The 26,138-nt window shown below is 75.7% G+C and carries 14 protein-coding genes; 4 read left to right on the forward strand and 10 right to left on the reverse strand.

The genetic code is table 11. The annotated features are described in order from the left end of the window. Positions 1 to 39: 39 nt before the first annotated feature. From ABTX81_RS12150 to ABTX81_RS12175, 6 genes are all read right to left on the reverse strand, one after another. Positions 40 to 1,185, reverse strand: coding sequence for an ATP-binding protein (locus ABTX81_RS12150; RefSeq protein WP_350543505.1), 1,146 nt, complete (start codon positions 1,183 to 1,185; stop codon positions 40 to 42). After that, positions 1,182 to 6,353 carry a hypothetical protein gene (locus tag ABTX81_RS12155; RefSeq protein ID WP_350543506.1) on the reverse strand — a complete coding sequence of 1,724 codons (5,172 nt, stop codon included), beginning with the start codon at positions 6,351 to 6,353 and terminating at the stop codon, positions 1,182 to 1,184. The genes ABTX81_RS12150 and ABTX81_RS12155 overlap by 4 nt, the downstream gene beginning before the upstream one ends. After that, entirely contained in the window at positions 6,350 to 7,204 is an 855-nt protein-coding gene (locus tag ABTX81_RS12160; RefSeq protein WP_502892753.1) for a DUF4132 domain-containing protein, read from the reverse strand. Before ABTX81_RS12160 ends, ABTX81_RS12155 begins: the two co-directional genes overlap by 4 nt. 247 nt (positions 7,205 to 7,451) lie before the next feature. After that, positions 7,452 to 8,693: a PQQ-dependent sugar dehydrogenase gene (locus tag ABTX81_RS12165; RefSeq protein WP_350543508.1), complete on the reverse strand. Its 1,242-nt coding sequence runs from the start codon at positions 8,691 to 8,693 to the stop codon at positions 7,452 to 7,454. Between the two features lie 142 nt (positions 8,694 to 8,835). Beyond that, the gene (locus ABTX81_RS12170; protein ID WP_350543510.1) at positions 8,836 to 9,639 is read right to left on the reverse strand and encodes an ABC transporter ATP-binding protein; all 804 of its coding nucleotides are present in this window, start codon (positions 9,637 to 9,639) and stop codon (positions 8,836 to 8,838) included. Positions 9,640 to 9,743: 104 nt separating this feature from the next. After that, positions 9,744 to 10,787 (reverse strand): ABC transporter substrate-binding protein, encoded by a 1,044-nt coding sequence (locus tag ABTX81_RS12175; protein WP_350543512.1) that lies wholly within the window; start codon positions 10,785 to 10,787, stop codon positions 9,744 to 9,746. 154 nt (positions 10,788 to 10,941) lie between these two features. Between ABTX81_RS12175 and fhuB the strand changes: the two genes are divergently transcribed. Further along, positions 10,942 to 13,113: a Fe(3+)-hydroxamate ABC transporter permease FhuB gene (gene fhuB, locus ABTX81_RS12180; RefSeq protein WP_350543514.1), complete on the forward strand. Its 2,172-nt coding sequence runs from the start codon at positions 10,942 to 10,944 to the stop codon at positions 13,111 to 13,113. Positions 13,114 to 13,144: 31 nt separating this feature from the next. Next, complete coding sequence (gene fes / locus ABTX81_RS12185; RefSeq protein WP_350543516.1) at positions 13,145 to 14,326, forward strand: enterochelin esterase; 1,182 nt, start codon at positions 13,145 to 13,147, stop codon at positions 14,324 to 14,326. A gap of 94 nt (positions 14,327 to 14,420) precedes the next feature. Here fes and ABTX81_RS12190 read toward each other — a convergent pair whose 3' ends face one another. After that, positions 14,421 to 14,918 (reverse strand): beta-class carbonic anhydrase, encoded by a 498-nt coding sequence (locus ABTX81_RS12190; RefSeq protein ID WP_350543517.1) that lies wholly within the window; start codon positions 14,916 to 14,918, stop codon positions 14,421 to 14,423. Positions 14,919 to 15,492: 574 nt separating this feature from the next. On the opposite strand from ABTX81_RS12190, the gene ABTX81_RS12195 reads away from it, so the two are divergent. Next, entirely contained in the window at positions 15,493 to 16,473 is a 981-nt protein-coding gene (locus ABTX81_RS12195; RefSeq protein WP_350543519.1) for a GNAT family N-acetyltransferase, read from the forward strand. 115 nt (positions 16,474 to 16,588) lie between these two features. Continuing rightward, complete coding sequence (locus ABTX81_RS12200) at positions 16,589 to 16,933, forward strand: hypothetical protein (RefSeq protein WP_350543521.1); 345 nt, start codon at positions 16,589 to 16,591, stop codon at positions 16,931 to 16,933. Positions 16,934 to 17,044: 111 nt separating this feature from the next. Here ABTX81_RS12200 and ABTX81_RS12205 read toward each other — a convergent pair whose 3' ends face one another. The 3 genes from ABTX81_RS12205 to ABTX81_RS12215 all read right to left on the reverse strand — a co-directional run bounded on the left by ABTX81_RS12205 (position 17,045) and on the right by ABTX81_RS12215 (position 26,057). Continuing rightward, a complete protein-coding gene (locus ABTX81_RS12205; protein WP_350543523.1) occupies positions 17,045 to 18,520 on the reverse strand; it encodes a DHA2 family efflux MFS transporter permease subunit in 1,476 nt (491 codons plus the stop codon). Beyond that, positions 18,517 to 18,714: an MbtH family protein gene (locus ABTX81_RS12210; RefSeq protein ID WP_350543525.1), complete on the reverse strand. Its 198-nt coding sequence runs from the start codon at positions 18,712 to 18,714 to the stop codon at positions 18,517 to 18,519. Before ABTX81_RS12210 ends, ABTX81_RS12205 begins: the two co-directional genes overlap by 4 nt. Before the next feature lie 134 nt (positions 18,715 to 18,848). Continuing rightward, positions 18,849 to 26,057, reverse strand: a complete 7,209-nt coding sequence (locus ABTX81_RS12215) for a non-ribosomal peptide synthetase (protein ID WP_350543527.1) — start codon at positions 26,055 to 26,057, stop codon at positions 18,849 to 18,851. Positions 26,058 to 26,138 lie beyond the last annotated feature (81 nt).

Consider the following 26,138-nt stretch of genomic DNA (forward strand, 5'->3'; position numbering starts at 1 on the left):
CCGGCCCGGCGCCCGCGGGGGCGCCGGGCCGGCGGGGGCTCAGTGCTCCAGGGCGGAGCGCAGGTCCCACAGGGTGCGCCAGGTGGCGGCGCCCTGTTCGGCGCGGCGGCGGACCGGGCCGTCCCAGTAGCCGAGCAGCCGGGCGGCGTCGGCCGGGTCGTCCTTGCGGACGACGCCGATGAGCTGGCCGGGGAGGCGGCCGAGCAGGTCGCCGCCGTCGGGCAGGTAGGCGGCGGTGACGCCGAGGGCGGTGGCCACCGAGACGGCCTCGGCGGTGCTCATCACGGTGGAGGGGCGCTCGACGTCCCAGCCCTCGGTGGAGCGGCCGGTGCGCAGGTCCCGGAAGGCGGTGACGAGGGCCTCCAGCACCGCGTCGTCCACCGCGTAGGCGGCCCCGGCGCGGGCGACGGCGGCGGTGGACTGGCGGCGGACCAGGTCCACCTCGGCGGCGAGGCTGCCGATCGGGCCGACCGTCTCGAAGTTGAACCGCCGCTTGAGGGCGGCGGACATCTCGCTGACGCCCTTGTCGCGCAGGTTGGCCGTGGCGATCAGGGTGAAGCCGGGGACGGCGTGCAGCTGCCCGTCGGGGCTGCCGGCGAGTTCGGGGACGGCGACCCGCCGCTCGGAGAGCAGCGAGACCAGCGCGTCCTGGACCTCGGGCAGGCAGCGGGTGACCTCCTCGACCCGGGCGACCGCGCCGGTGGTCATCGCGGTGAGCACCGGGGAGGGCACCAGGGCCTCCCGGCTGGGGCCCTTGGCCAGCAGCAGGGCGTAGTTCCAGCCGTACTTGAGCTGGTCCTCGGTGGTGCCGGCGGTGCCCTGGACGGTGAGCGCGCTGGTGCCGCAGACGGCGGCGGCGAGCAGTTCGGAGAGCATCGACTTGGCCGTGCCGGGCTCGCCGACGAGCAGCAGGCCGCGCTCCCCGGCGAGGGTGACGACGCAGCGTTCGACCAGGGCCCGCTCGCCGACGAACTTCTGCTCGATCGCCAGGCTCTTGCGGCCGGCCTTGAGCTTCTCGCCGTCGCTGCCCATCACGAAGGTGACGACGGCGCGCGGGGTGAGCCGCCAGCCGGGCGGGCGCGGGCCGGAGTCGTGGGCGGCGAGGAACTCCAGTTCGGCGGCGTACCGCTCCTCCGGCAGGACGACCTGCCGGGCGGCGCCGGGAGCATGGGTGGTGGTGGTCATCGGCGGGCCTTCCTGCGCTTGCCGGTCTGGAGCTCTTCGAAGCCGGGGACGTCCCCGTCGGTGACGCGCCGCCAGGCCCGGGTGAACAGCTCCGGGACGGACAGCTGCGGCAGCGCGGCGTGGTGGGTGGGCAGGTCGTAGAGGCCGGCCTTCCAGGTCTCGACGGGCAGACCGGGGGCCTTGGCCTCCTGCCAGCCGCAGGGGAGGAAGAGGGTGCGCCCGGCGCGGGCCCGCTTGGCCTCCACGACCAGCCCGGAGGCGAGGAGTTCGGCGCGGGCCTTCTTCAGCCGGGCCGGCTTCCAGCCCGTCCAGCGGGCGACGTTGCGGTCGGTCGGGTCGGGCAGGGCGAGCAGCTGGAGGTAGAGCACGGCGGCGTCCTCGCCGAGCTCCTGGGTCTTGGCGACCTCGGTGACCAGCTCCGGCACCGTGAGCAGCGGGTGGTGGGGCCAGAACTCGGCCCCGCCGTCCGCGGCCTGCGCGGCGGCGGCCTCGGCGGGGAGGTCCGGCAGGGCGACCAGCCGCTCCAGTCCGCCGTCCAGCAGGGCCGTGAGCACGGTCCGCTGACGGGCCAGCCAGTGGCTGTCGGCCAGGCCGGCGAGCAGTTCCAGCGCCGGGTCCTGCGGCCCGCTGACACCGGCCGGGCGCCACCAGATGTACTCCGCCGCGTTGTGGTCGTGGCCGGGCGACAGCACAATGGCGTCACCGCAGCGGACCAGCCCGTCGGCGTCGGCGCCGCCCTCGGCGGGCAAGCCGTAGCGGGTGCGCAGGACGGCGGCCAGCGGATCGCCCTTGCTGTTGCGGCGCAGATCGTAGGCGAGCAGCAGCTCCGGGTCGGCCAGGCGGGTGCGCAGCGCCCGGACGGCCGGGGCGAGCAGCGCGCGCAGCGGGCTGCTCCAGGACAGCCGGTAGGCGAGCCAGGCGAGGGCGTCGACGAATTCGGAGAGGCTGCTGTAGCCGGGCAGGGCGTCCGGGTCGTCGGGCAGCAGTCCGACCGTGCCCGCCGTCCCCTCGGCGCGCAGCCGCTGACGGGTGGTGCGGCTGAGCCACGGGGTGGTCGCGAAGTTGAGGACCTCCTCGACGTTCTCGGCGCTGGTGCCGCTGACGGCGGCCTGGTCCGTGTCGGGCAGGGTGACGATCCGGCCGAGGCGCTCGGTCCAGCGGGCAGCGCCGGCGGCGCTGTCCGGGCCGGTGGTCCAGAGGTCCTCCGGGTCCTCGGGCAGCAGGGCGGCCCAGACCTCGGCGAGGACCTTCCGCTCGCGCCCGCGCAGCCAGTCGCGGGCGGCCTTGGCCTCGGCGGACTTGAGGCCGTACTCCTTGAGGGCCGCGGCGGGCAGCGGCGAGCCGTACCACTGGATGAGGGCGCTGGTGGGGCTGAACAGCAGGGTGGAGCGGATCGCGCCGATGCCGGTGCGCTCACCGAAGTCAGCGGCGCGCTCGGCGCGGTGGGTGATGGCGCCGCGCTCGGCGAGCAGCGCGGTGAACCGGGCGACCCAGTCGGCGGTGACGGTGTCCTCGGTGACGCGCTCGAAGCCGGTGCCGAAGTGGGCGACCGGGCCGAAGGCGCCGCTCGGGTCGTGGTCGGCGGCGAGCCAGAAGACCTTGTCGTCGGCGTGGTGGCTGCAGCCGAGGATGATCACGGTGCGCTCGCCGTGCCGCCAGACCTGTCCGGCCCGGCGATCGTGCTTCTCCTCGTGGGTGCTCCCGCTGGTGGTGAGCGGCTCGGTGAGGCGGACCTGGCGCAGGGTGGCACCGCGGTCGGCGAGCGGCCCGGAGGTGAGCTCGGTGAGCAGCAGCGCGAGCGAGGCGCGGTGCTCGGCGGAGGTGAGCGGGGCGGCGGCCGCGTAGGCGAGGGTGGCGAGGTTGCCGAGCGCGTTCAGCCAGCCGTGGTGGGTGTCGTCGCCGTGCAGGTCGATCCGGTGCGGGGTGCTCCAGCCGTCGCCGTCGGCGGCGGGGGGCTCGGCGAGGACGGCGGTGACCGTCCGGAGGTTGTTGAGCACGCGGTAGTTGGTGCTGCGCTCCCAGGAGCGGCCGAAGCCTCCGATGCCGGGCAGCAGCAGGGTGGCGGCCGATTCGAGCTCGTGGTCGATGCCGTGCTCGGGCCGGTACGCGTACCCGGGGGCGTCGGAGGAGCCGGTGGCGCGGCCGGTGTTCTCGGGCTGGGGCAGGTAGCGGGCGATCGAGTCGAGCAGGTTGGCGGCGGCGCGGGCGAGGCCGGTGACACCGGCCAGCAGCCACCGGTGGGTGATGCCGGGCAGCTGTTCCGCGACGGCGTCGAGCGGGAGTTCCTGGACCGCCTTGCCGCTGCTGACGACGGGACGGCGCACGCCCTGGACGGTGATCCAGCGCTGTTCCCCGGCGGGGACCGGCTCGGCGTCGGCCGGCCAGGCGGCATCGACGAGGCGGGCGGCCTGCTCGTCGGTGACGGTGCGCAGCACCGTGGAGCCCTGCTCGTCGCGCGGGCGCAGGGCGTGCCAGTGGGCGAGCGGCGGCACGATGGCGGTGCCGGCGGCGTCCAGGCCGCCGGGGCGGCCGGGGACCAGGTCGCAGGTCAGGCCGGTCGGATCGGCGGTGACGGTGCCCTCCGCCGCGGAGTCCTCGGTGGTCAGGCCGAGGGCGAGGTGACGCTGGTGGCCGTCCTGGACCAGCGGCCGGGCGCCGCCGGGCAGGGCGAGCCGGCCGCGCGGGTACATCAGGGTCTGGACGCCGTCGTGGACGGCGACGAGCGTGGTGCCGTCGGCCGTGCCGGTGGTGACCCGCCGGCCGTCGACCCGCACCCAGCTGCCGAGCACGGTGCCGTCGGTGCCGAGCGGGGTGTCCGTCAGGCCCTCCTGGAGCGGCAGCAGCCGGGTGCGGCCGACGTCGAGGCGGCCCGCGGCGGCGCCGGCGGCGATCCGCGGCGGCTCGGAGACCCGGCCCAGGGTGCCGGTGGCGGCGTCGAGTTCGTGCAGCACCTGGCCGCGGTTCCAGCGGGCGGTCCAGTAGCCGGTGCCGTCGGTGAGGGTGTGGTCCTGGTCGGACACCTTGGTGTCGCCGGCGTGCAGCGGACGGTGTCCGCCGGTGCGGCCGCCGCCGGGCAGCGGGATGGACGGCATCTCGATCTCGTCGTTGCCGCCGTAGTAGCGGACGATGGTCTCGCCGCCGAGTTCGAAGGTCTCGGCGGGCCGGCCGGACCAGTAGGCGCGCTGATTGCCGTCCTGGTGCCAGGCGACCAGGAGTTCGCCGTCGACGAAGCGGAACTGGGGGGTCTGGTGGCTCTCCAGCTTGTGGGGGATGCGCAGGGTGTGTTCGAGCACGATGCCCTGCGGTCCGGCCACGACGACCTGGTTGCCCCGGCAGAGCACCAGGTGCGGCCAGGCCTCCTGGAGCACCAGCTTGTCGGGCAGGTTGCGGCCGTTGCCGAAGCCGGGGGTGTCGCCCGCCTCGACGCCGAGCTTGGCGAGCGCCTCGTCCAGGGCGGGCCAGCCGAGTTCGTCGAGGATGCCGCCGCGCAGGGCGCGGGCGAGCAGCCCGGTCACGTCGAGGCCGGCGATCCGAGCGGCGGCGGCCGGGTTCTCGTCGCGGATGCCGGTGCGGTGGGAGCTCAGCGCGCGCAGCATCGCGGCCGCGCTCTCCAGGCCGCGGACGGTCTCCAGCTCGTCGACCCGGGCGTCGGACCACTCGATGAACAGCTCGCGCAGCACCGGCCGGGCGGCGAGGCCGCGCTTGTCGACGGTGTCCCAGACCGCGGGGACGGCGGCGCGCAGCGCGGGCCGGAAGCGCGGGTCGGCGGCGACGGCCGCCAGGGTGCGGCCGTCGGCGGAGGAGCCGGCGACCCAGGGCTGGATCTGGAAGCTGTGGTTGTCGGCCGGGTCGGCGACCAGGACGCCCTCGGCGAGCAGCAGGTCGAGCAGTTCGAGCTGGGTGGCGCTGCGGCGCACCCCGGTGAAGAGGTCGACCGGGACGGCCTCGGCGCGCAGCCGCTCCAGCATCCGGGTGACCAGGGCGACGGTCTCGGTGTTCAGGTCCCGGTCGCGCCAGCCCCGGCCGAGGTGGTTGGTCCAGCGCTGCAGCCAGGCGGCGGCCGGCTCGGGGGCCTCGGCGCCGGCCGCGGCCGGCGCGGGCGGGTCGGTGAGCAGCCGCTCGGCGTCGCTGTCGGCGAGGAGGGCGAGCCAGGCGGCGTCCTGGACGTCGGCGTCGTCGTTGCCGGGCGGGTCGGGCATCAGCTCCAGCAGGCGGGCGCGGACGGCGGCGTCGCCCCGGCCGAGCTCGACGACCTGGCCGCGCCAGGCCTTCCAGAAGGTGGCGGGCGCCCGGTTGACGGCGGGTGAGGCGAGCAGTTCGACGAGCAGCTCCCGCTCGTGCTCCTCCCGGTCCAGGCCGGCCGCCTTGAGCAGGGCGCGGGCGTCCTCGGCGACCCCGGCGTAGGGGGCCATGCCGGCGGCGGAGCGCTCGGTGCACAGCTGGCGGAACCGCTGCCAGGCGGTCAGCGGGTCGAGCCGGACGCTCAGCTCCTTGACGTACTGGCGCAGCGCCTTGACGCTGAGCGCGCCGGCCAGGGCGAACTCCAGGAAGACGGCGCGCAGCCGCTCCTCGTCGACGGTGAGGTTGTGGGTGCGCTCGGCCTCGCGGGCCTTGCCGAAGAAGGTGCTGGCGTAGGTCTGGTTGCCCTGTTCGAGGAAGATCCGGCCGACCTGCTCGCAGTAGGTGGGCAGGAAGTGCGGGACGGCGCGGCCGAGCCGCGTGGCCAGCTCGTCGAAGCCGTCCTTGGCGTGGCCGGGCTTGGACTTGGCCTGGCGGGCGAGCCGCTCCATCTCCTTGACCAGGGCGAGCGCGTGGTGGCCGTTGGCCGGGTCGTGGACGAGCGCCCAGGCGGGGAAGCCCAGCGCCTCCTGGCGGACCTGGCCGACCTCGACGGGCTCGGCGTCGGGGGTGAGTCCGAGGAAGTCGACGGCGGCGTCCTCGGCGGGTCCGAGCGCGCCGGGCACCAGGCGCACGACCCGGCGCCCGTCGAGGGCGGGGTGGGCGTAGGTGCGGGCGGTGAGGACGTCGGCGGCGCTGTCGGGGGCGCCGGCGCCGGCCAGGGTGCCGGGGGCGAGGATCGCCCCGGCCTCCAGCAGGCGCTCGTGGCGGGCGGCGTCGGCGCCGGACGCACCGGTGGTGCGGTCGGGTCCGGTGGTGGTGGTGCTCATGCGGCTTCCTCCCCTTCGATCGCGCGGCCGGCGTACAGTGCGGCGGCCATCCGCATCCCCTCGGACCAGGCGACCGGTCCGACCTCGGCCAGCGGCAGGACCTTGCCGTCCGGGCCGGTCCAGCTGAGCGAGCCGGTCTCGCACTCGTCGTACTCGTAGTAGTCGCCGACCCAGACCCTGGCCTCCAGGGCGAGGCCGTCCTCGACGACCGGCAGCACGGCGTGTCCGCCCCGGACCCGGTAGCCGAGCCGGGCGCAGCGGCCGAGCAGGTCGCGCAGGGCGCCGTAGCGTCCGCCGGCGTAGGTGTCGACCTCGGTGCCGGCGGTGTCGGCGAGCCGGTGCCAGACCTCCCGGTACAGCTGCTGGACCTGCTGGGAGACGCCGAGTTCGACGGCGAACTCGCGCAGCTCGTCGAGGTCCTCCAGCAGGACCGGGTGGGGTATCCGCAGTTCGCCGTCGGTGAGGCGGACGGTGTCCCCGTCGAGGTCGACCAGGCCGAGGCCGCGCTCGGCGTCGGCGCCGCGCAGGAAGCCGGCGACCGCGCCGTCGGGCCCGGTGACCACCAGGTCGCGCAGGACCTCCTGCCAGGCCTCGTCCGCCCAGACGGCGGTGACGACGGCGGCGGGCACCGGCAGCGAGCGGACCATCCACCGCTCGACGCTCTCCAGGCAGCCGCGGCGGTGCGCCTCCAGCCACTCGGTGAGCTGCCGGAGCCCGACGACCACCGGGTCGTCGTTCAGCTTCGGCGGGACGGCCTTCAACTGGCGGCCGGCCGCGTTGCGGCAGACCACCTTGCCCTCCTCGTCGAAGGCGACTTGGTAGCCACCCGCTCCCGTTTCCACCCACGCCACGGCCGCTCTCCTCCCAGTTGGTCAGTGATGGAAGGAACGTAACGGGACACACTGACAACGCGGCCCGCGGGGAGGGGTACTGAGCAGTAGGAACGTCGGGTGGCGGGAAGGGGCGGCACTCAAACCGCTCGAACGGGTGATCGAGCGTGGGTCCGGGTCAGGCGGGGTTGACGGGTCAGAGGGGGTTGACGGGTCAGAAGGGGTCAGCGGGTCAGAAAGGGGTCGGTGGATCAGGAGGGGCTGACGGTCAGGAGGGGCTGACGGTCAGCCGCAGGATCCGGTCGTCGCCGGGGTGCGGGTCGCCGCGGCCGTCGGTGTTGTCGGTGAGCACCAGCAGGGTGCCGTCCCGGTCCGCCACCACGGCGCGCAGGCGGCCGTACACCCCGGAGAGGTAGTCCTGGGGCGGGGCGGCGAGCCCGCCGCCGTCCAGCGGGATCCGCCAGAGCCGCTCACCGCGCAGCGCGGCCATCCAGACGCCGCCCGCCGCATGGGCGATGCCGCTCGGGGAGGCGTCGGCGGTGTGCCACTGGGCGACCGGGTCGACGAACCCCGGCCGGCCGGCGGCGCCCTCGACGGTCGGCCAGCCGTAGTTGCCGCCAGGGGTGACGAGGTTCAGCTCGTCCCAGGTGTCCTGGCCGAACTCGGAGGCCCAGAGCCGCCCTTGCGGGTCCCAGGCCAGGCCCTGGACGTTGCGGTGGCCGAGCGACCAGACCGCGGAGCCGGGGAACGGATTGCCGGGGGCCGGGGTGCCGTCCGGGGCGAGGCGCAGGATCTTGCCGCCGAGCGAGTCGCGGTCCTGGGCGAGCGGGCGCTCGCTGGCGTCGCCGGTGCCCGCGTACAGGAAGCCGTCGGGGCCGAAGGCGATCCGCCCGCCGTTGTGCCGGGGGCCGTGCGGGATCCCGGTCAGCAGGACGGCCGGCGCGCCGAGTTGGGAGCCGGCCGGGCGGGCGGGGTCGTAGTCGAGGCGGGCGATCCGGTTGTCGGAGGCGGTGGAGAAGTAGGCGTAGACCTGGTGGTCGGAGGCGAAGCCGGGCGAGAGGGCGAGGCCGAGCAGGCCGCCCTCGCCGCCGGCGGTGACGCCGGGGACGGTGCCGGCCTCGGTCCGGCTGCCGTCCTTCGCGGAGACCCGCAGGATCCGCGCGTCGTCGCGCTCGGAGACCAGCAGGTCGCCGTCCGGCAGGACGGCCAGGCCCCACGGGGAGGCCAGGCCGTCGGTGACGGTCCCCACGACGTCCACCGCGACCGGTGCGCCCGGCTTCGGGGACGGGGTCGGCGTCGAAGCCGGGGTCGGCGTCGGGGTCGGGGTCGGCGTGGCCACGGGCGAAGTGGTCACGGGCGAAGTGGTCACGGGAGTCGTGGCCACCGGCGCGGTCCCGGGCGGCGGGGACGGCGCCCCGGCGTGCCCGGGCGCGGCGGCCGAGGAGCAGCCGACGGCGGCGGCCGAGCCGAGCAGGAGGGCGACGAACAGGGCGGCGGAGCGACGGAGCATCGGTGACCCCTCCCGGGGACGGCGGGCGCGGCGGCGGCACGGACGTCCGGTGGACGCCCGTCCAGCACACCACACCGGGGTGCGGCACCGGCCGAAACCCGCCGCGCCCGCCCGGCCGTTCGAGGGACCGGGTGGGCCCGCGTCAGCCGACCGGGGCGGCCCCGGAGCGCGTCCCCGCGCGCGGGACGATCACCGGCGCGCCGTCCCCGGGGGCCGCGAGCACATCGCTGTCCACGTCGTACAGCGCCCGCACCAGCGGCGCGTCCACCACCTCGCGCGGCGGCCCGCAGGCGATCACCTTCCCGCCGCGCATCGCCACCAGCAGGTCGGCGTGGCGGGCCGCCGCCGCGAGGTCGTGCAGCACCATGACGACGGTGCGCCCGCCCGCCGCGACCTCGCGCACCAGCTCCAGCACCTCGACGGCGTGGCCGAGGTCGAGGGCGCTGGTCGGTTCGTCGAGCAGCACCACGGGGGCGTCCTGGGCGAGCACCATGGCGAGCCAGCAGCGCTGCCGCTGGCCGCCGGAGAGCCGGTCGAGCCGGCGGTCGGCGAACTCCTCGACACCGGTGGCCCGCAGCGCCTCGGCGGTGAGCCGCTCGTCGTCGGCGGACCACTGCCGGAACAGGCCCTGGTGCGGGTGGCGGCCGTAGCGGACCAGCCCGGCCACGGTGACCGCCTCCGGCGCCTGCGGGCTCTGCGGCAGCAGCGCCACCCGGTGGGCGGCCTGGCGGGGGCGCAGCTTCCAGATGTCCTCGCCGCCGACCAGCACCCGTCCGGAGTCCGGCCGGTGGAGGCGGGCCATCGAGCGCAGCAGGGTCGACTTGCCGCAGCCGTTGGGGCCGACGACGGCCACCACCTGCCCGGCGGGCACGGTGAGGTCCACGCCGCCCAGCACCGGGCGCCCGGGGCCGTACCCGGCCATGAGGCCCTCGACCGTCAACTCCATGGCGGGTTCCTTCGACGAATTCGCCCGAACGGACGAGCGGACGGACGGGCGGATGAGCGGACGGGGAGGCGGCGGGTGCCGCGGAGGGCACCCGCCGCCGGCGGTCACTTGGCGCCGAGCGCCTTGCCGATGTCGCCGATCACCACGTCGGCCGCGAGCGGGCCGCCGCGGGTGGACCAGACCGAGCCGTCGACGGTGACGGTGTGGTTGTTCTTCACCGCGTTCAGCTCCTGGTAGGCGGGCTTGGACTGGACGTCCTTCAGCGCGGCCTTGCCGTCGTCGGTGAGGGTGGAGAGGAACAGCCAGTCGCCGTCGATCTCGTTGATCTTCTCCAGGCTCAGCGCCGGGGTGTGGGCGTTGCCGTCCTTGTCCTGGGCCTGCGGGCGGGTCAGGCCCATGTCGAGGGCGACGCCGCTGGCGAACTGCTTCTTCTCCATCCAGCTGGGACCGGTCGGGTTCCAGCGCACGATGGAGACGGCCTTGCCCTTGTTCTCGCCGAGCTCGCCGCCGGCCTTGGCGGCCTTGGCGTCGTAGTCGGCGATGACCTTGTTGGCCTGCTCCAGCTTGTTGACGGCGTTTCCGATGCCGCGGAAGGAGAGCTTCCAGTCGTCGGTCGGGGCCATGGTGACCAGGGTGGCCGGGGTGATCTCGCGCAGCTGCTTGAGGACCTGCTGGTCCTGCATGTCGCCGGCCAGGATGAGGTCGGGCTTGGCGGCGATCACCTTGTCCATGACGGGCTGCAGCAGGTTGCCGACCACCGGGATCCCCTGAACCTTGTCCTTCAGGTACGCCGGCGGCTCGTTGAGGCCCTGTCCGTTGGTGATGCCGGCCGGCTTGAGGCCGAGGGCGAGCACCGCGTCGAGGTCCTCCTGGGTGAGGGTGACGATGCGCTTGGGCTCGGCGGGGATCTCGACGGCGGTGCCGGTGGCGTCCTTGACGGTCCGCTTGCCGCCGGCCGCGTCGGCGGCCGGGCCGCCCGCGGCGGTGGTGGAGGCCGCGGACGGCGAGCCCTCGCCGGCGGAGGAGCCCTTGTCGGAGGAGCCCGACGAGCCGCAGCCGACGAGCAGGAGCGTGGCCGCCCCGGTGGCGGCCAGCGCCTGGACCGCGCGACGGCGGGCGGGGTGGAGCGGGCTCTGGCGGGTCGACATGGGGGCCTCCGGGCAGGGGTGTTGCAGACGGGCGGTGCGGTCGGTGGAGCGGTGGAACGGTGCTGCGGTGCCGCGAACCTGGGCGGTCCAAACGGATCCGCCGCCGGGTCGGACACCTGCCCGACCGCGATGACCATTAGGTTAGCCTTACCTTATGACATTGTCGCAAGTGGGTACCGCCGAGGCGGCCGACGCGGATCCCCCCGCCCCCGCCCCGCCGGCGGCCGAACGGCCGCGCCGCACCTCCTGGGCCGCCGTCGGCGGCATCCTCGCCGCCCTGCTCGCGCTCACCGCGCTGTCGCTGTCCGTCGGCGCCGGCGAGGTCGGCCCCGGCCGGGTGCTGGACTACCTGCTCGACACCGACGGCGCCCGCGCCGACAGCCGGCTCGCCCTGGTCGTCGGCGACCTGCGCCTGCCGCGCACCCTGACCGCCCTGCTGGTCGGCGCCGCCCTCGGCGTGGCCGGCGCCCAACTGCAGGCCGTCACCCGCAACCCGCTCGCCGAGACCGGCCTGCTCGGCGTCAACGCCGGTGCCTCGCTCGGCGTCGTGCTCGGCATCGCCGTCCTCGGCGTCCAGACCTCCTACGGCTACCTCGCCTTCGCCTTCGGCGGCGCCGTCCTGGCCAGCGGGCTGGTCCTGGCGATCGCCGGCAGCCGGGGCGGCGGCTCCCCGATGCGGCTGGTCCTCGGCGGATCCGCCGTCGGCGCCACCTTCGGCGGCCTGACCGGCGTCCTCATCGTCAACTCCCCCGAGGCGTACGACCGCTACCGGGTCTGGGTGCTCGGCTCACTGGCCGGCGTGGAGGGCTGGACCACGCTGCGCCAGCTCGCCCCGGTGCTCGGCGTCGGCTTCGTGGTCGCCGTGCTCACCACCCGGCCGCTGTCCGCGCTCGCGCTCGGCGACGACCTCGCCCGCGGCCTCGGCCACCGCCCCGGCGCCACCCGCGCCGCCGTCGCCCTCGCCGTCACCCTGCTCACCGCCTCCGCCGTCGCCCTGGCCGGGCCGATCTCCTTCCTCGGCCTGCTCGCCGGCTTCCTGGCCCGCGCCGCCGCCGGGCCCCGGGTCGGCCGTCTCACCCTGCTCGCCGGACTCGTCGGCGCGGCCGTGCTGACCGGCGCCGACGTGCTCGCCCGGGTGGTGGCCCGGCCGTTCGAGGCCCCGGTCTCGGTGATCGTCGCACTGATCGGCGCGCCCACCCTGATCGCCATCGTCCGCTCCCGGCGGATGGCCGCGCTCGGCATGACCGACACCGCGCCCGCCGAGTCCTCCGGCCGCCACGGCCACCCGGAGGAGAAGGCGCCCCGGCCCGACCTGGTGATCCGGCGCGGCGCGCTGTCCGTGCTGCTCCCCCGCCGCTCCGCGCTGGCCGCGCTCGGCCTCGCCGCCGTGCTGCTGGCCGCCGTGGTGGTCTCCGCGCACGCCGGCCAGAGCGAACTCGGCCTCGGCCGCACCTTCCAGGCCGTCTTCGGCTACGGCGAGCGGCTGGACGTGCTGCTGGTGCAGAAGTTCCGGCTCGGCCGGATCGTCGCGGGCCTGGCCGCCGGCGCCGCGCTCGGCCTGGCCGGCTGCCTCACCCAGACGCTGGCCCGCAACCGCCTGGCCACCCCCGAACTGCTCGGCGTCAACGACGGCGCCACCGCCGCCGTGCTGATCTCGGTCACCGCCTCGGGCACGTTCGGCGCCTGGTGGGCCGGGCCGGTCGGCGCGCTGGTCGCCGTCGCCGTGGTCACCGTCGTCTCCGGCGGCCTCGGCGCGCGCGGCTACCGGGTGCTGGTGGTGGGCCTCGCCATGTCGGCGCTCGCCTCCGCCGTCATCCAGGTGGCGATGGCCCGGCGCTCCCTCAGCTCGGCGTCCTCGCTGTACGTCTGGACCTCCGGCAGCCTCAACGGCCGCGACTACGAGGTGGCCACCCCGGTGCTGATCGGCCTCGCCGTGCTGGTGCCGCTCGCCCTGGTGGTGGCCCGGCGCCTCGCCGTCCTGCGGTTCGACGACAACGTGGCCTCCTCGCTCGGCGTCGACCCGGGCCGGGTCCGGCTCGCCTGCCTGCTGCTCGCCGTGGCGCTGGCCGGCCTCGCCGTCGGCGTCTGCGGGCCGGTCGGCTTCGTCGCGCTGGCCGCGCCGGTGGTCGCCGGACGGCTGGCCGGCCCGGCCCGCGTCCCGGTGCTCGGCTCGGCGCTGGTCGGCGCGGTGCTGATCGTACTGGCCGACACCCTCGGCCGGGTGCTGATCTCCGGCGTCGAGATCCCGGTGGGCATCGTCACCACCGTGCTCGGCGGCCCCTTCCTGCTCTGGGTGCTGCTCGGCCGCAAGGGCAACCCCGCCTGATCCTTCCCCCTTTCTTCGAGGAGTTCTTTCCGTGCCGAGCGAACAGACCGCCAGCGGTGACGAGTTCTGGGCCCGGGTGGCCGCCGAGGGCGCGCCGCTGGTCGACCCCGACCCCGACGACCCGGCCTACCGGTGGGTGACCTTCGTGCTGCGCGACGAACCGGGCGAGGAGCCGTACGACGGCGTGCTCGCGCTCGTCCACACCGTCACCGACAAGGACCGGCACGCCGGCGACCTCACCCCGCACCTGATGGAGCGCCGGGCCGGCGGCTGGTCGCGCCGCTACCGGCTGCGCGCCGACCACCGGGCCTCCTACCAGCTGTACCCGGTACGCGGCGCCGTCCCCGGCACCCGGCGGCCCGACTGGCTGCGGGTGCTGGACGGCGCCCGCCCCGACCCGCACGGCACCGGGGACCGGCTGCCCGGACGCGACGGGCGCCACCCCTCCTCGGTGCTCGCCCTGCCCGAGGCGCCCGCCCAGCCGTACGCGCGCCGGCGCGACGGCGTGCCGCGCGGGCGCACCGTGCGCGCCGAGGCGGCCGGGCGGCGGATCGACGTCCACCTGCCCGCCGGGCACCGCGCCGACGCCGGCCCGTACCCGGTGCTGGTCCTGCTGGACGGCGAGATGTGGGGCGAGGTGCTGTCCTTCGGCGACACCCTGGACAACCTGACCGCCGAGGGCCTGATCCCGCCGACCGTCGCCCTGTTCGTGCACACCATGGGCCCCGGCCGGCCGGACGACCTCAGCTGCAACCCGGACTTCGTCGACCTGCTCGCCGACCGGATCCTGCCCTGGGCGGCCGCCGAGCACCGGGCCACCGCCGACCCGGCCCGCACCGTGATCGCCGGCCAGAGCGCGGGCGGCCTGACCGCCGCCTTCGCCGCCTTCCGCCGCCCCGCCCGGTTCGGCAACGTGCTGTCGCAGTCCGGCTCGTTCTGGTGGCCGGACGGCACCGAGTTCGACGGCGGCAGCGAGTGGCTGACCCGGCGGTTCGCGGCCACCGAGCGCCGGGGCGCCCGCTTCTGGGTCGAGGTCGGCCTGCAGGAGTGGATGCTGCTCACCCAGAACCGCCACCTGCGCGACGTGCTGACCGCGCGCGGCTACGACCTCGCCTACCGCGAGTTCAACGGCGGCCACGACTACGCCTGCTGGCGCGGCGGCCTCGCCGACGGCCTGGTCCACCTGCTGGGCGGCGGGCCGGACAGGCACTGACGAGCGGTCCCGGTGCGGCCGGTCGCACCGGGACGCCGGCGGTCAGAGCCGCCAGTCGGAGCCGCCGGTCAGAGCCACCGGTCGGAGCCGCCGGTCAGAGCAGGACCTCCTGGAGGAGCCCGGTCGCGACGTCGAAGACAAAGCCGCGCACGGCGTTCGTGTGCGGGACGAAGGGGCTGGTGCGGATCCGGGCAGCCGACTGCCGGACGTCCGTCTCCAGGTCGGCGAAGGCCTCGGCCGCCCACGGGGGCTTGATGCCGGTCTCCTCCCGGATCGACTCGCGGAAGGCGTCGTCGGCGAAGGTGAGCATGCCGCAATCGGTGTGGTGGACGAGGATGATCTCCCGCGTGCCGAGCAGCCGCTGGCTGATCGCCAGCGAGCGGATGGCGTCGTCGGTCGCCACCCCGCCGGCGTTGCGGATCACGTGCGAGTCGCCCTCGGTGAGGCCGAGCGCGCCGTAGACGTTGAGCCGGGCGTCCATGCAGGCCAGGACGGCCGTGCGGCGGGCCGGCGGGAGCGGGAGCGGCCCGCCGAAGGCCGAGGCGTAATCGGCGTTGTTGCGCAGGTAGTGGTCGGTGGCGGTGTCGGTCATGGCGGACTGACGTCCTTTCGGTGCGGTCGGATCGTAGTCGGCCGGGCACGGGGACGCGCGGGTACGCAGGTCGGGTGCGTGCCCGGAACGGGCGCCGCGCGGGCGGGAGCGGCCGGCCCGGAGGGCGGCGGGCGCCGTGCGGCGAACGGGAGGACACCGGGCCTCGGCGGCGCCCGTACGGGACGGCGCGGCCGGACGGGCCGGGTGATCGGACGATCAGACGATGACCGGACAGCCGGTGGAGTGGATGCGGCCGAAGTCGATGTGACGACGGCGGACGAGCACGGTCATGCGGGCACCGTACTGCCTACCGCGCCCGCCCGCCCGGGGATTGCGGCATTCTCCACCCCACCGGGTGACCGCCCCCGCACCGTCCTCGGGGGGCCTCCGTCCCGTCCCCGCTCACACCACGGCGAACGGCCGCTCCGCCGTTCAAGGCAGACAGCCCGAACCACCACACAGGGGCAGGTGAACCGGGTCCACGCGAAGCCGCTCGGGAATCTGCCGGCCGGGCGAGCGGGGGCGCTAGTAAGGTTTCACATGTGACGCACTTACTTGTCCCGGGTGGTCGCGGGTGATCCGCCCGTTCCGGCCCGCCGTCGACTACCCGCCGCTGGCCGAGCTGCTGTCGGCCGACCGTCCCGAGCCGGTGACGGTGGCCGAACTCCGGGAGCGGGACGCGGCGCTGCCGGAGGCGGACGTGTTCTCCACCGACCACCGGGGGCGGCTCACCGGGCACGGGCGGGTGCGACTGGTCCAGCCCGGACCGTCCGGGGACCTGCTCGCCTTCGCCACCGCCTGGCGGGCCCCCTGGACGCCGCCCGGCGACCTCGCCTCGCTCGCCGTCAGCGCCCCCGGACGCGCCCCGGCCTGGCTGCTGCCGCTCTACGAGGGGCTGGAGCAGTGGGCGCGCGGGGCCGGCGCCTCCCGGCTGCTCGGCGAATTCCCGGACGGGTACGGGGAGCCGGGGCACAACCGGGGGACGTGCCCCTCGGACGTGACCGCCCTGCTGCTCGGCCGGGGCTACCGAGTGGACGCCCACATCCGGTCGGCCGTGGCGGCGCTCGGGCCCCACCTGCCCGCCCCGCAGCCGCCGCCTGGCCTGCACCTGGCCACCCTCGCCACCTCCGTCGCGCCCGAGCCTGAGCGCCAGCTCCACCGCCTCTACCGGGAGACCCTGCGCGACAATCCGGGGTTCGCCGACGCCCTCCCGGACTTCGAGCAGTGGCGCGCCGAGGCCCTGGGCGGCACCGACGGCCGGCCCGACTGGGTGTTCACCGCCGAGTGCGGGGAGCGGATCGTCGGCGCGACGGTCGTGCACCCCCGCCCCGACCCGCGGGCCTGCCGCATCGACTACACCGGGGTGCTGCGGCCGTGGCGGGGCCGCGGCCTGGCGCGGGCGCTCAAGCTCCACGCCGCCCGGCACCTCGCCGGACACGGGGTGCGGACCGCGCACACCGAGGTCGAGGTCGGGAACGTGCCGATGGTCGCGGTGAACACGGCCCTGGGATACCGCTGGGGGCCGGGGCACCGACGGCTGGTCAAGGAGTTCTGAGGTCCGCTCCGACCCCGCGGGACGGCGTGTTGGAGACATGGTTCGCGGGCGATCCTCGACTACCCTGCGTCAACGAGTGATCAATTCATGACACTCTGCGACGAAAGGAGTCACCATGACGGAGGACTTCAGTCAGCGACCGGCGCCGGAGTCCGTGCGCCTGATCGACTTCGAGGAGGCGAAGGCCGTCCCGGGGATCGTTCCGGGCACCTTCATCCTGATCGTCAGCGGCGAGAAGCCCTACGAGAGCATGACGGTCCGCCTCGTCCCGCTGGTCTACATCAGGCAGCCGGAGTACTGGGGCATCGAGGTGACCGGCTCGCTGCCCTCCGGCTTCCTGCTGCCCGTCACCGCGCCGTACACCGAGGCGCTGCCGCTGGACGGCATCACGGGCACCAGGGGCATCGAGGTGATCGGCGCGACCAGGCGGGAGAGGATCCAGCTGCCGCGGCCCGAGTGAGTCCGGCCCCGAGGAAGCCCCGGCCCGCCGGGCCGGGAAGCCGGGCGGGCCGTCGGTCGCTCCAGGGTGTCAGTCCAGTGCGGTCAGTCCAGTTCGGTCAGTCCAGCGCGGTCAGTCCATCGGTGGCGGGCCCGGGGGCTCCTTCGGGAGGCGGGCCGCGACCAGGGTGCCGAGGGCGACGGCGGCGGCCGTGGCCAGCAGGGCGAACCGGTAGGGGGCGGGCTCGGCGCCGTGGACGCCGTCGGCGCCGTTCTCCGAGAGGGCGCCGATCAGGGCTGCCGCGCCGGCGATGCCGAAGGCGCCGCCGAGGGTGCGGACGATGGTGAACAGGCCCATCGCGCGTCCCATCGCCGGCGGCGCCACGTCCGCGAACCCGGCGATCTGCACGGTCAGCACGGCGGTGCCCAGGATCAGGCCGACGCCGAACATCAGCGCCCGCACGGCCCAGGCGTTCTCGCCGACGCCGGGCACGGCCAGCGCGGCCAGCACCACGGCCGCCAGCAGCAGCGCGGGCACCGCCAGCAGGCGTGGGCCGAGCCTGGGCAGCAGCCGGTCGACCACCTGGGAGGCGGCCATCAGGCCGATCGCCTCGGGGAAGACGCTCAGGCCCGCGTCCAGTGCCGAGCCGCCGAGCGCCGCCTGGTGGAGCAGCGGGAAGGCGAACAGCGCGCCCATCAGTCCGGCGGCGGTCAGCAGGGCCAGCCAGCTCGCCGCGCCGAAGACCCGGTCGGCGAGCAGCCGCAGGTCCACCAGCGGCTCCTCGGCGCGCAGTTGGTGGCGGACGGCGAGGCCGAGCAGCAGCACACCGAGCACCCCGGACGCCACCACCGCCGGGGAGCCCCAACCGTGCGCGGGGCCGAAGCCGAGCGCGTAGGTGAGCAGGCCGAGGCCGGGGGTGGCGAGCAGGAAGCCGGTGGTGTCGAAGCGGCCGGCCGGCGGCTCCTCCTGGTCGCGCAGCCCGAACAGGCCGGTGAGCACGGCCGCCGCCCCGATCGGAACGTTGACCAGGAACAGCCAGGGCCAGGAGAGGTGTTCGGTGAGGAAGCCGCCGAGCGGCGGGCCGAGCGCGGGCATCAGCGCGGTCGGCACGATCAGTACCTTGCCGAGGCCGGCCCGCTCGTGCGGTTCGAAGGCCCGGAACAGCAGGGTCATGCCGACCGGGGTGAGCAGGCCGCCCGCCACGCCCTGCACCGCGCGGGCGGCGGTGAGCGCGCCGAGGCCGGGCGCGGCCGCGCAGAGCGCGCTGGCCAGGGTGAACACGGCGAGCGAGCCGAGGAAGACCCGGCGCACGCCGAACCGGTCGCCGAGCCAGCCGGCCACCGGGAGGCCTACGGCGAGGCCGACCAGGAAGGCCGTCTCCACCGCGTTGGCGGCGGAGACCGGGCGGCCGAAGTCCCCGGCGATGGTGAACAGGGCCGGGTTGACGATCGTCGAGTCCAGGCCGTTCATGCACATCGCGGCCGTGTAGACGAGCACCACGGCGAGGCGCCCGGCGAACAGCGGGCGGGCCGGGGCGGCGGGCTTGCCGGGGGCGGGGGCGGGCGCGGGAACGGGAGTGGCGCCGGGCTGGGTGTCCGGCCGGCTCATCGGGCCGGGTCGAGGTCGGTCCAGTGGGCGGTGATCCAGTCGAGGGCGGCGGCGCGCTCGCACGGCCCGTGGGCGACGGTCCAGCCGGCCGGGACGGCGGCGAAGGCCGGCCAGAGCGAGTGCTGGCCCTGGTCGTTGACGAGCGCGAGGAACTCGCCGTCGCCGTCGAAGGGGTTGGCGGGGGCGTCACTCATGGGGTGGGTTCTCCAGACGGTCGGGTCGGTGCGGGCGGTGGGGTCGGTGGGGCGGCGGCTGACGGATGACAGCTGACAGATTTCAAAATCTGTCAGCTGTCATCTGTTATCTGAAATCTGTCATCTGTCAGCTGTCAGTCGTCACTCGTCAGGCGCCGGGAGTCGAGCGCGGCGAGGTGCTCCGCGACGACGCCCGCGATGTGCGCGATCGGCTCGGGCAGCGTCATGTCCTTGTGCGAGCAGGCGACATCGGTGTTCTCGATCCGCCCCGACACGTACGGCGTCCACAGCTCGGGCACCAGGGTCTCGTCGATGGTGTCGACGGTGGCGCGGAAGAACAGCACATCGCCCTCGAAGCGGCGGTGGTCGTAGCCGCGCACCAGGTGGTTGATGTGGAGGTAGATCCGGTTCAGCGCCTCCACGGTGGCGTCGTCCAGGCCGGCCAGCGGGCTGCCCTCGCGGCGCAGCAGCTCGGTGACGTGGGCGAGTTCGAGCGGTCGGCCGTCGAGGTCCGCCGGTCCGTAGCCGCCCATGGTGAGCAGCGCCTCCAGGGCCTCGGCCTGGTCCGGGACGGGCAGCTCGCGGAAGCCCTCGGCCGGGTAGGCGTCGAGCACCGCCAACAGCTCGACAGCGCAGCCGAGTTCCTGCAGCCGGGCGGCCATCGCGTGGGCGATGATGCCGCCGGTGGACCAGCCGAGCAGCCGGTACGGGCCCTCGGGCTGGACCTCGCGCAGCCGGTCGACGTAGTGCGCGGCCAGCTCCTCCATCGTGGCCGGCAGCGGTTCGCCGGCGGTGGCGGCGCCGACGCCCTGCGCCTGGAGGCCGTAGATCGGCACGTCGGCCGGCAGGTTGCGGATCAGGCCGGTGTAGCACCAGCTGAGGCCGCCGGCCGGGTGGACGGCGAACAGCGGGTGGCGCCGGCCGGGGGCGGTGGGCCGCAGCGGCAGCAGGACGTCCAGCGCGTCGGCGCCGGGGGCGTCGGCGGCGAGCGCGGCGTCCAGCGCGGCGACGGTGGGCGCCTGGAACAGCGTGCCGATGCCGACCTCCAGGCCGAGCACGGCGTGGATCCGCCCGGCGAGCCGGACGACCAGCAGGGAGTGGCCGCCGAGCGCGAAGAAGTCGTCCTCGACGCCGACCGCGGGGACGCCCAGGACCTCGGCGAACAGCTCGCGGAGCTGCTGCTCGCGCGGGTTGCGCGGGGGCCGCCCGGCGCCGGCCTCGGGCGCGTCGGGGGCGGGCAGGGCGCGCCGGTCGAGCTTGCCGTTGGCGGTGAGCGGCAGGCGCTCCAGCAGGACGACGGCGGACGGGACCATGTGGACGGGCAGGTCGGCGGCGGTGCGGGCGCGCAGTTCCTCGGCCGTCACCTGCTCCGCACCGGGGGCGAGGACGGCGTAGCCGACCAGGCGCTTGTCGCCGGGGACGTCCTCGCGGACGATCACGGCGGCGTCGGCGACGGCCGGGTGGGCGGCCAACACGGCCTCGATCTCGCCGAGTTCGATCCGGAAGCCGCGGATCTTGACCTGCTGGTCGGCCCGGCCGAAGTACTCCAGGACGCCGTCGGCGCGGCGGCGGGCGAGGTCGCCGGAGCGGTACATCCGGGTGCCGCGCTCGCCGAAGAGCTCGGCGTGGGGGTCGGCGACGAAGCGCTCGGAGCTGAGCGCGGGGCGGCCGAGGTAGCCGCGGGCGAGGCCGGCACCGGCCACGTACATCTCGCCGGTGACGCCGGGCGGGACGGGCTGGAGGTACCGGTCGAGGACGTAGACCCGCAGGTCGGGGATGTTGACGCCGATGGTGCTGCTGGTGCCGGCGGCGGCGCTCGCCCGGTCGAGGGCGATGTGGGAGACGTGCACGGTGGTCTCGGTGATGCCGTACATGTTGACCAGGGTGGGCGCGTTGTCGGCGTGCCGCTCGTACCAGTCGTCGAGGCGGCCGAGTTCGAGTGCCTCGCCGCCGAACACCACGTAGCGCAGGGCAAGTTCGCTGCCGGGGCGTTCCCGGTCGGCGGCGCTGAGCTGGTAGAAGGCGGACGGCGTCTGGTTGAGGACGGTCACCCGTTCGCGGGCGAGCAGGTCGAGGAAGGCCGCCGGGTCGCGGCTGACCAGGTGCGGGACGACGACGAGCCGTCCGCCGTGCAGCAGGGCGCCCCACAGCTCCCAGACCGAGAAGTCGAAGGCGTAGGAGTGGAAGAGGGTCCAGACGTCGTCGGCGCCGAAGCCGAACCAGTGGTCGGTGGCGGAGAACAGCCGGACCACGTTGTGGTGGGTGACCGGCACGCCCTTGGGACGGCCGGTGGAGCCGGAGGTGTAGATGACGTAGGCGGTGTCCTCGGCGCGCAGCGGCCGGGTGCGTTCGTGCTGGGCCAGCGGGACGGCCGGGAGGGCGTCCGACTCGCCGCCGTCGACGAGGAGTTGCGGCACCCGGTGCTCGGGCATCCGGGGCGCGGTGGCGGTGTCGGTGAGCAGGGCGGCGGGGGCGGCGTCGGCGAGCATGTAGGCGAGCCGGTCGGCCGGGTACTCGGGGTCGAGCGGCAGGTAGGCGGCACCGGACTTGGCGACCGCGAGCAGGCCGACGACGAGGTCGAGGGAGCGCGGCAGGGCGAGTGCGACGATGGTGCCGGGGCCGATGCCGCGGGCGGCCAGCAGGCGGGCCAACCGGTCTGCTCGGGCGGCGAGTTCGGCGTACGTGAGGGTCTCGCCCTCATAGCCGGCGGCGTCGGCCTCGGGGTCGGCGAGGGCGGCGGCCTCGAAGAGTTCGGGAAGGGTGGCGCCGGGCACGGAGGCGACGGGGGCGCCGTTCCACTCGACCAGGGCGCGGTGGCGTTCCTGTTCGCCGATCAGCGGGAGCAGGCCGACGGCGGTGTCGGGCGCGGTGGCGGCGGCGGTGAGCAGCCGGGCCAGGCGTTCGGCCAGTGCCCGGACGGTGGCCTCGTCGAAGAGGTCGGTGCGGTACTCCAGGAAGCCGGCGATGCCGCCCTCGCGCAGTTCGCCCGCGTTGAGGGTGAGGTCGAACTTGGCGGTGCCGGAGGGGATCGCGGCGATGGTGGCGGTGAGGCCGCCGCCGAGCTCGAACTCCCGGTCGGGGACGGACTGCCAGGCGAGCATGACCTGGAACAGCGGGTGGCGGGCGAGCGAGCGGGGCGGGTTGAGCTCCTCGACCAGGCGGTCGAAGGGCAGGTCGGCGTGGTCGTGGGCGCCGAGCACGGCGGTGCGGGCGCGGCCGAGCAGCTCGCGGAAGGTCGGCTCGCCGGAGGTGTCGGTGCGCAGGACCACGGAGTTGACGAAGTAGCCCACCAGGGCGGCGGTCTCGTCGGAGTCGCGGCCGGCGACGGGGGTGCCGATCGGGATGTCGGTGCCGCAGCCGTGCCGGGTGAGCAGCGCGGCGAGGCCGGCCTGGACGGCGGTGAACACGCTGGTGCCGGTGGCGCGGGCGAGGGCGGCGAGGGCGGCGTGGGCGTCGGCGTCGAGGCGGAACGGCACGGTGGCACCGTGGTGGGCGGCGACGGCGGGCCGGGGGCGGTCGGTGGGCAGGTCGAGCTGGTCGGGCAGGCCGGCCAGGGTCTTGCGCCAGTGGTCGAGTTGGCGCACGGCGAGCGGGCTGGGCGCGTCGGCGGTGCCGAGCAGCCGCGCCTGCCAGGCCACGTGGTCGGCGAACTGGACGTCGAGGTCGGGCAGTTCGGGGGCTTGGCCGGCCAGGCGGGCGGCGTAGGCGGTGGCGAGGTCTCGGGCCAGCGGGGTGGTGGACGCGCCGTCGCCGGCGATGTGGTGGAGCAGCAGCAGGAGAGTGTGGGCGCCGCCCGCCTCGCCCTCGGCGGGGGTGAACAGGGTGGCCCGCAGCGGGGGTTCGGCGCCGAGGTCGAACGAGTGCCGCACGGCGTCGGCGAGGGGGCCGGTGCCGGTGTGCAGCTCGACCGGGGCGGGCGGCAGGATCCGCTGGTACGGCTCGCCGTCGGCGGACTCGCCGTAGACGGTGCGCAGGGTCTCGTGGCGGGCCGCGAGGTCGGTGACGGCGAGCGCGAGGGCGTCGTGGTCGAGCGGGCCGGTGAGGGTGAGGGCGAGCGGGATGTTGTAGGTGGGGCTGGGGCCTTCGAGCCGGTAGTGGAACCAGAGGCCGCGCTGGGCCGGGGAGAGCGGCAGGTGGCCGGTGCGCGCGACCGGGACCAGGGCGGGGCGCGGTTCGGGGGCGGAGCGCTCGCGCAGCAGGGCGGCGAGGGCGGCGGGGGTGGGGTTGCGGAAGACGTCGGCGAAGCCGATGGCCGCCCCGAGGCTCTCGCGCAGCCGGGCGGCGAGCCGGCCGGCCAGCAGGGAGTGGCCGCCGAGGCCGAAGAAGTCGGCGTCGCGGGAGGGGAGTTCGCCGTTCTCCAGGAGGTCGGCGAAGAGCCCGCAGATGATCTCCTCCTGCGGGGTGGCGGGCGCGGCGCCGCTCTGCGGCCCGGTGGCCTCGGGTTCGGGCAGGGCGCGGTGGTCGAGCTTGTCGTTGCCGGTGCGCGGCAGGTCGTCGAGGACGAGGACGGCGGCGGGCACCATGTGCTCGGGCAGCCGGGCGGCGAGGGCGGAGCGCAGCGCGGCCGGGTCGAGGACGGCGCCGGCGGTGGGGACGGCGTAGCCGAGCAGGCGCTTGCCGTTCGGGCCGGGGCGGGCGATGACCACGGCCCGGTCCACGCCGGGGAGTTCGCCGAGCACGGCGGCGATCTCGCCGGGTTCGATCCGGAAGCCGCGGATCTTCACCTGGTCGTCGGCGCGGCCGAGGAACTCCAGGGTGCCGTCGGGGCGGCGGCGGGCGAGGTCGCCGGTGCGGTACATCCGGCCGCCGGGCGGGCCGTAGGGGTCGGCGAGGAAACGCTCGGCGGTGAGGTCGGGGCGGCCGAGGTAGCCGCGGGCCAGACAGGCGCCGGCCACGTACAGCTCGCCGGTGGCGCCGTCGGGGGCGGGGCGCAGCGAGCCGTCGAGGACGTAGGCGCGCGAGCCGCGCACGACGCGGCCGACGGGGGCGCCGTCCGGGCCGGGGGTCCAGGAGTAGGCGTCGACGGTGGTCTCGGTGGGGCCGTAGAGGTTGACGGGGGCGAGGCCGTCGACGGCGGCGAGGCGGCGCCAGAGCGGGTCGGGGGTGGCCTCGCCGCCGACGGCGATCACGGCGGGGCGGTGCCGGTCCTCGGCCAGCAGGCCCTCGGCGAGCAGGACGTCGAGGTAGGAGGGGGTGACGTCGAGGTAGTCGATCCGCTCGTGGTGGACGTGGGCGGCGAGGGCGGCCGGGTCGCGGTAGGTGTCGTCGTCGAGCAGGTGGAGTTCGTGGCCGTGGAGCATCCACAGCACCGGGTCCCAGGAGGCGTCGAAGGCGAAGGAGGCGCTGTGGGCGACGCGCAGGTGGGCGCGGCCGGTGCGGGCGACGGCGGGGGCGATGTGGTCCTCGCCGTGGCCGGCGTGCAGGTTGGCGAGCGAGGCGTGGGTGACGACGACGCCCTTGGGGCGGCCGGTGGAGCCGGAGGTGTGCAGCAGGTAGGCGGTGTGCGCGAGTTCGGGCGCGGGCAGCGGTTCGGTGCTCTGCGCGGCGAGTTCGGCGCGTACGGCCGGGTCGTCGAGGGCGACGGCGGGGCGGTCGGCGGCGCCGGGGAGGGCGGCGAGGGCCTCGGCGGTGCCGACGGCGCAGACGGGGCGGGTGTCGTCGAGGATGTCGGCGATCCGCTGCCGGGGGTGGGCGAGGTCGAGGGAGAGGCAGGCGCCGCCGGCCCTGAGCACGGCGAACATGGCGACCAGGGTGTCGGCGCCGCGCGGCATGGCGAGCGCGACCGGGGTGCCGGCGCCCGCGCCGAGGGCGGTGAGGCGGTGTGCCAGGCGGGTGGCGGCGGCGTCGAGTTCGGCGAAGGTGAGGGTGGTGGCGCCGCTGCGCAGGGCGATGGCGTGCGGGGTGCGGGCGGCCTGCTCGGCGAGCAGTTCGGGCACGGTGCGGGTGGCGGGGGGCTCGGTGCGGCCGGCGGTGGCGCGGCGCAGGGAGTCCTCGTCGAGCAGGTCGATCCGGGCGATCGGGGTGTGCGGGTCGTCGAGCAGCAGGGCGGTGAGGCCGTCGAGGTAGCGCAGCAGGCCGTCGCGGTGGGCGGCGAGGGCGTCGGCGCCGTAGTGGTCGGGGTGGGCTTCGAGGCCGATCCGCAGGGCTCCGTCGGGGCCGGGCGAGACGGCGAGGGCGAGGTCGTCGACGGGGCCGGCGGCGAGGTTGCGGACGGTGGCGGGCAGGCCGGCGAGGTCGAGGTCGCCCTCGAAGGCCTTGATGTTGACCATCGGGCCGAACAGGGCTCGGCGGGTGCCGGTGAGGGCGAGGTCGCGGCGCAGGTCCTCCAGCGGGTAGCGCTGGTGGCGGCGCACGTCGCGGACCTCCAGGACGACGCGGCGCAGCAGTTCGGCGGCGGTGTCGCGGGGGCGGACGGCGAGGCGCAGCGGCAGGACGTTGGCGGTGGCGATGGGGGTGCGCAGGGCGGCGGGGCCGCGGCGGTTGGCGAGCGGCAGGCCGAGCACGACGTCCTCGGTGCCGGCGAGGCGGTGGAGGTAGCCGGCGGTGGCGGCGATGACGAGCTCGGCCCAGGTGGCGCGGGCGGCCTTGGCGGCGGCCTCCAGGCGGGGCAGGGTGCCGGCGGGCAGGGCGGCGGTGAGGCGGGGCAGTCCGGCGGGACCGGCGGGGGTGCCGCCGGGGAGGGTGGCCGGGGCGTCGGCGCCGGCCAGCCGCTCGCGCCAGAACTCCCGGTCGGCGGTGTGTTCCTGGCCGGCCCGGTAGGCGGCCTCCTCGGCGGCGACCTCGGCGGGGGTGGCGAAGGTGCGGTCGCTGGGGCGGGTGCCGGTGGTGAGCGCGGTGTAGAGCTCGGCGACCCGGCCGGTGAGGAGGGTGAGGGCGTAGGCGTCGACGGCGAGGTGGTGGACGCGCTGGTACCACCAGTGGCGTTCGTCGGTGAGGCGGATCAGGGCCTGGGTGAACAGCGGGCCCTCGGCGAGGTCGACGGGGCGGGCGAGGTCGGCGCGCATCCAGGCCTCGGCGGTGGCCTCGGGGTCGGCGTCGGCGCGCAGGTCGAGGTGGTGCAGGGGCCAGCCGCGGCCGGGGGTGAGGCGCTGGTGCGGGGCTTCGCCGCCGCCTCTGGCGACGACGACGGCGCTGAGCGCGTCGGCCTCGTCGACGGCGCGGCGCAGGGCGGTCTCGAAGAGCGCGGCGTCGAGCGAGCCGGTGATCTCGACGGCGTCGCCGGTGTTGTAGACCGGGCTGTCGGGGTCGAGCGCCTGGGCGTACCAGATCGCCGCCTGGGTGGCGAGCAGCGGCACGTCGGCGGGGACGGCGACGGGGTCGGACGCGGCCTGGTGGCGACGCATGGTTCTGAGAGCTCCTCGGGTCCGGCGCAACGGAACGCTACTGCCTACTTAGGTTAGCCTAAGCTATCTGCATATCGTCTG

The sequence above is a fragment of the Kitasatospora sp. NPDC097605 genome, assembly GCF_040302725.1.
Taxonomy (GTDB): domain Bacteria; phylum Actinomycetota; class Actinomycetes; order Streptomycetales; family Streptomycetaceae; genus Kitasatospora.

What these genes read in the sequence shown, in the direction of transcription:
- ABTX81_RS12200 (WP_350543521.1), top strand. Translation starts at nt 16,589, where the DNA reads ATGACGGAGGACTTCAGTCAGCGACCGGCGCCGGAGTCCGTGCGCCTG.
- ABTX81_RS12175 (WP_350543512.1), bottom strand. Translation starts at nt 10,787, where the DNA reads ATGTCGACCCGCCAGAGCCCGCTCCACCCCGCCCGCCGTCGCGCGGTC.
- ABTX81_RS12155 (WP_350543506.1), bottom strand. Translation starts at nt 6,353, where the DNA reads ATGAGCACCACCACCACCGGACCCGACCGCACCACCGGTGCGTCCGGC.
- ABTX81_RS12205 (WP_350543523.1), bottom strand. Translation starts at nt 18,520, where the DNA reads ATGAGCCGGCCGGACACCCAGCCCGGCGCCACTCCCGTTCCCGCGCCC.
- fhuB (WP_350543514.1), top strand. Translation starts at nt 10,942, where the DNA reads ATGACATTGTCGCAAGTGGGTACCGCCGAGGCGGCCGACGCGGATCCC.
- ABTX81_RS12150 (WP_350543505.1), bottom strand. Translation starts at nt 1,185, where the DNA reads ATGACCACCACCACCCATGCTCCCGGCGCCGCCCGGCAGGTCGTCCTG.
- ABTX81_RS12215 (WP_350543527.1), bottom strand. Translation starts at nt 26,057, where the DNA reads ATGCGTCGCCACCAGGCCGCGTCCGACCCCGTCGCCGTCCCCGCCGAC.
- ABTX81_RS12210 (WP_350543525.1), bottom strand. Translation starts at nt 18,714, where the DNA reads ATGAGTGACGCCCCCGCCAACCCCTTCGACGGCGACGGCGAGTTCCTC.
- ABTX81_RS12190 (WP_350543517.1), bottom strand. Translation starts at nt 14,918, where the DNA reads ATGACCGACACCGCCACCGACCACTACCTGCGCAACAACGCCGATTAC.
- ABTX81_RS12165 (WP_350543508.1), bottom strand. Translation starts at nt 8,693, where the DNA reads ATGCTCCGTCGCTCCGCCGCCCTGTTCGTCGCCCTCCTGCTCGGCTCG.
- ABTX81_RS12170 (WP_350543510.1), bottom strand. Translation starts at nt 9,639, where the DNA reads ATGGAGTTGACGGTCGAGGGCCTCATGGCCGGGTACGGCCCCGGGCGC.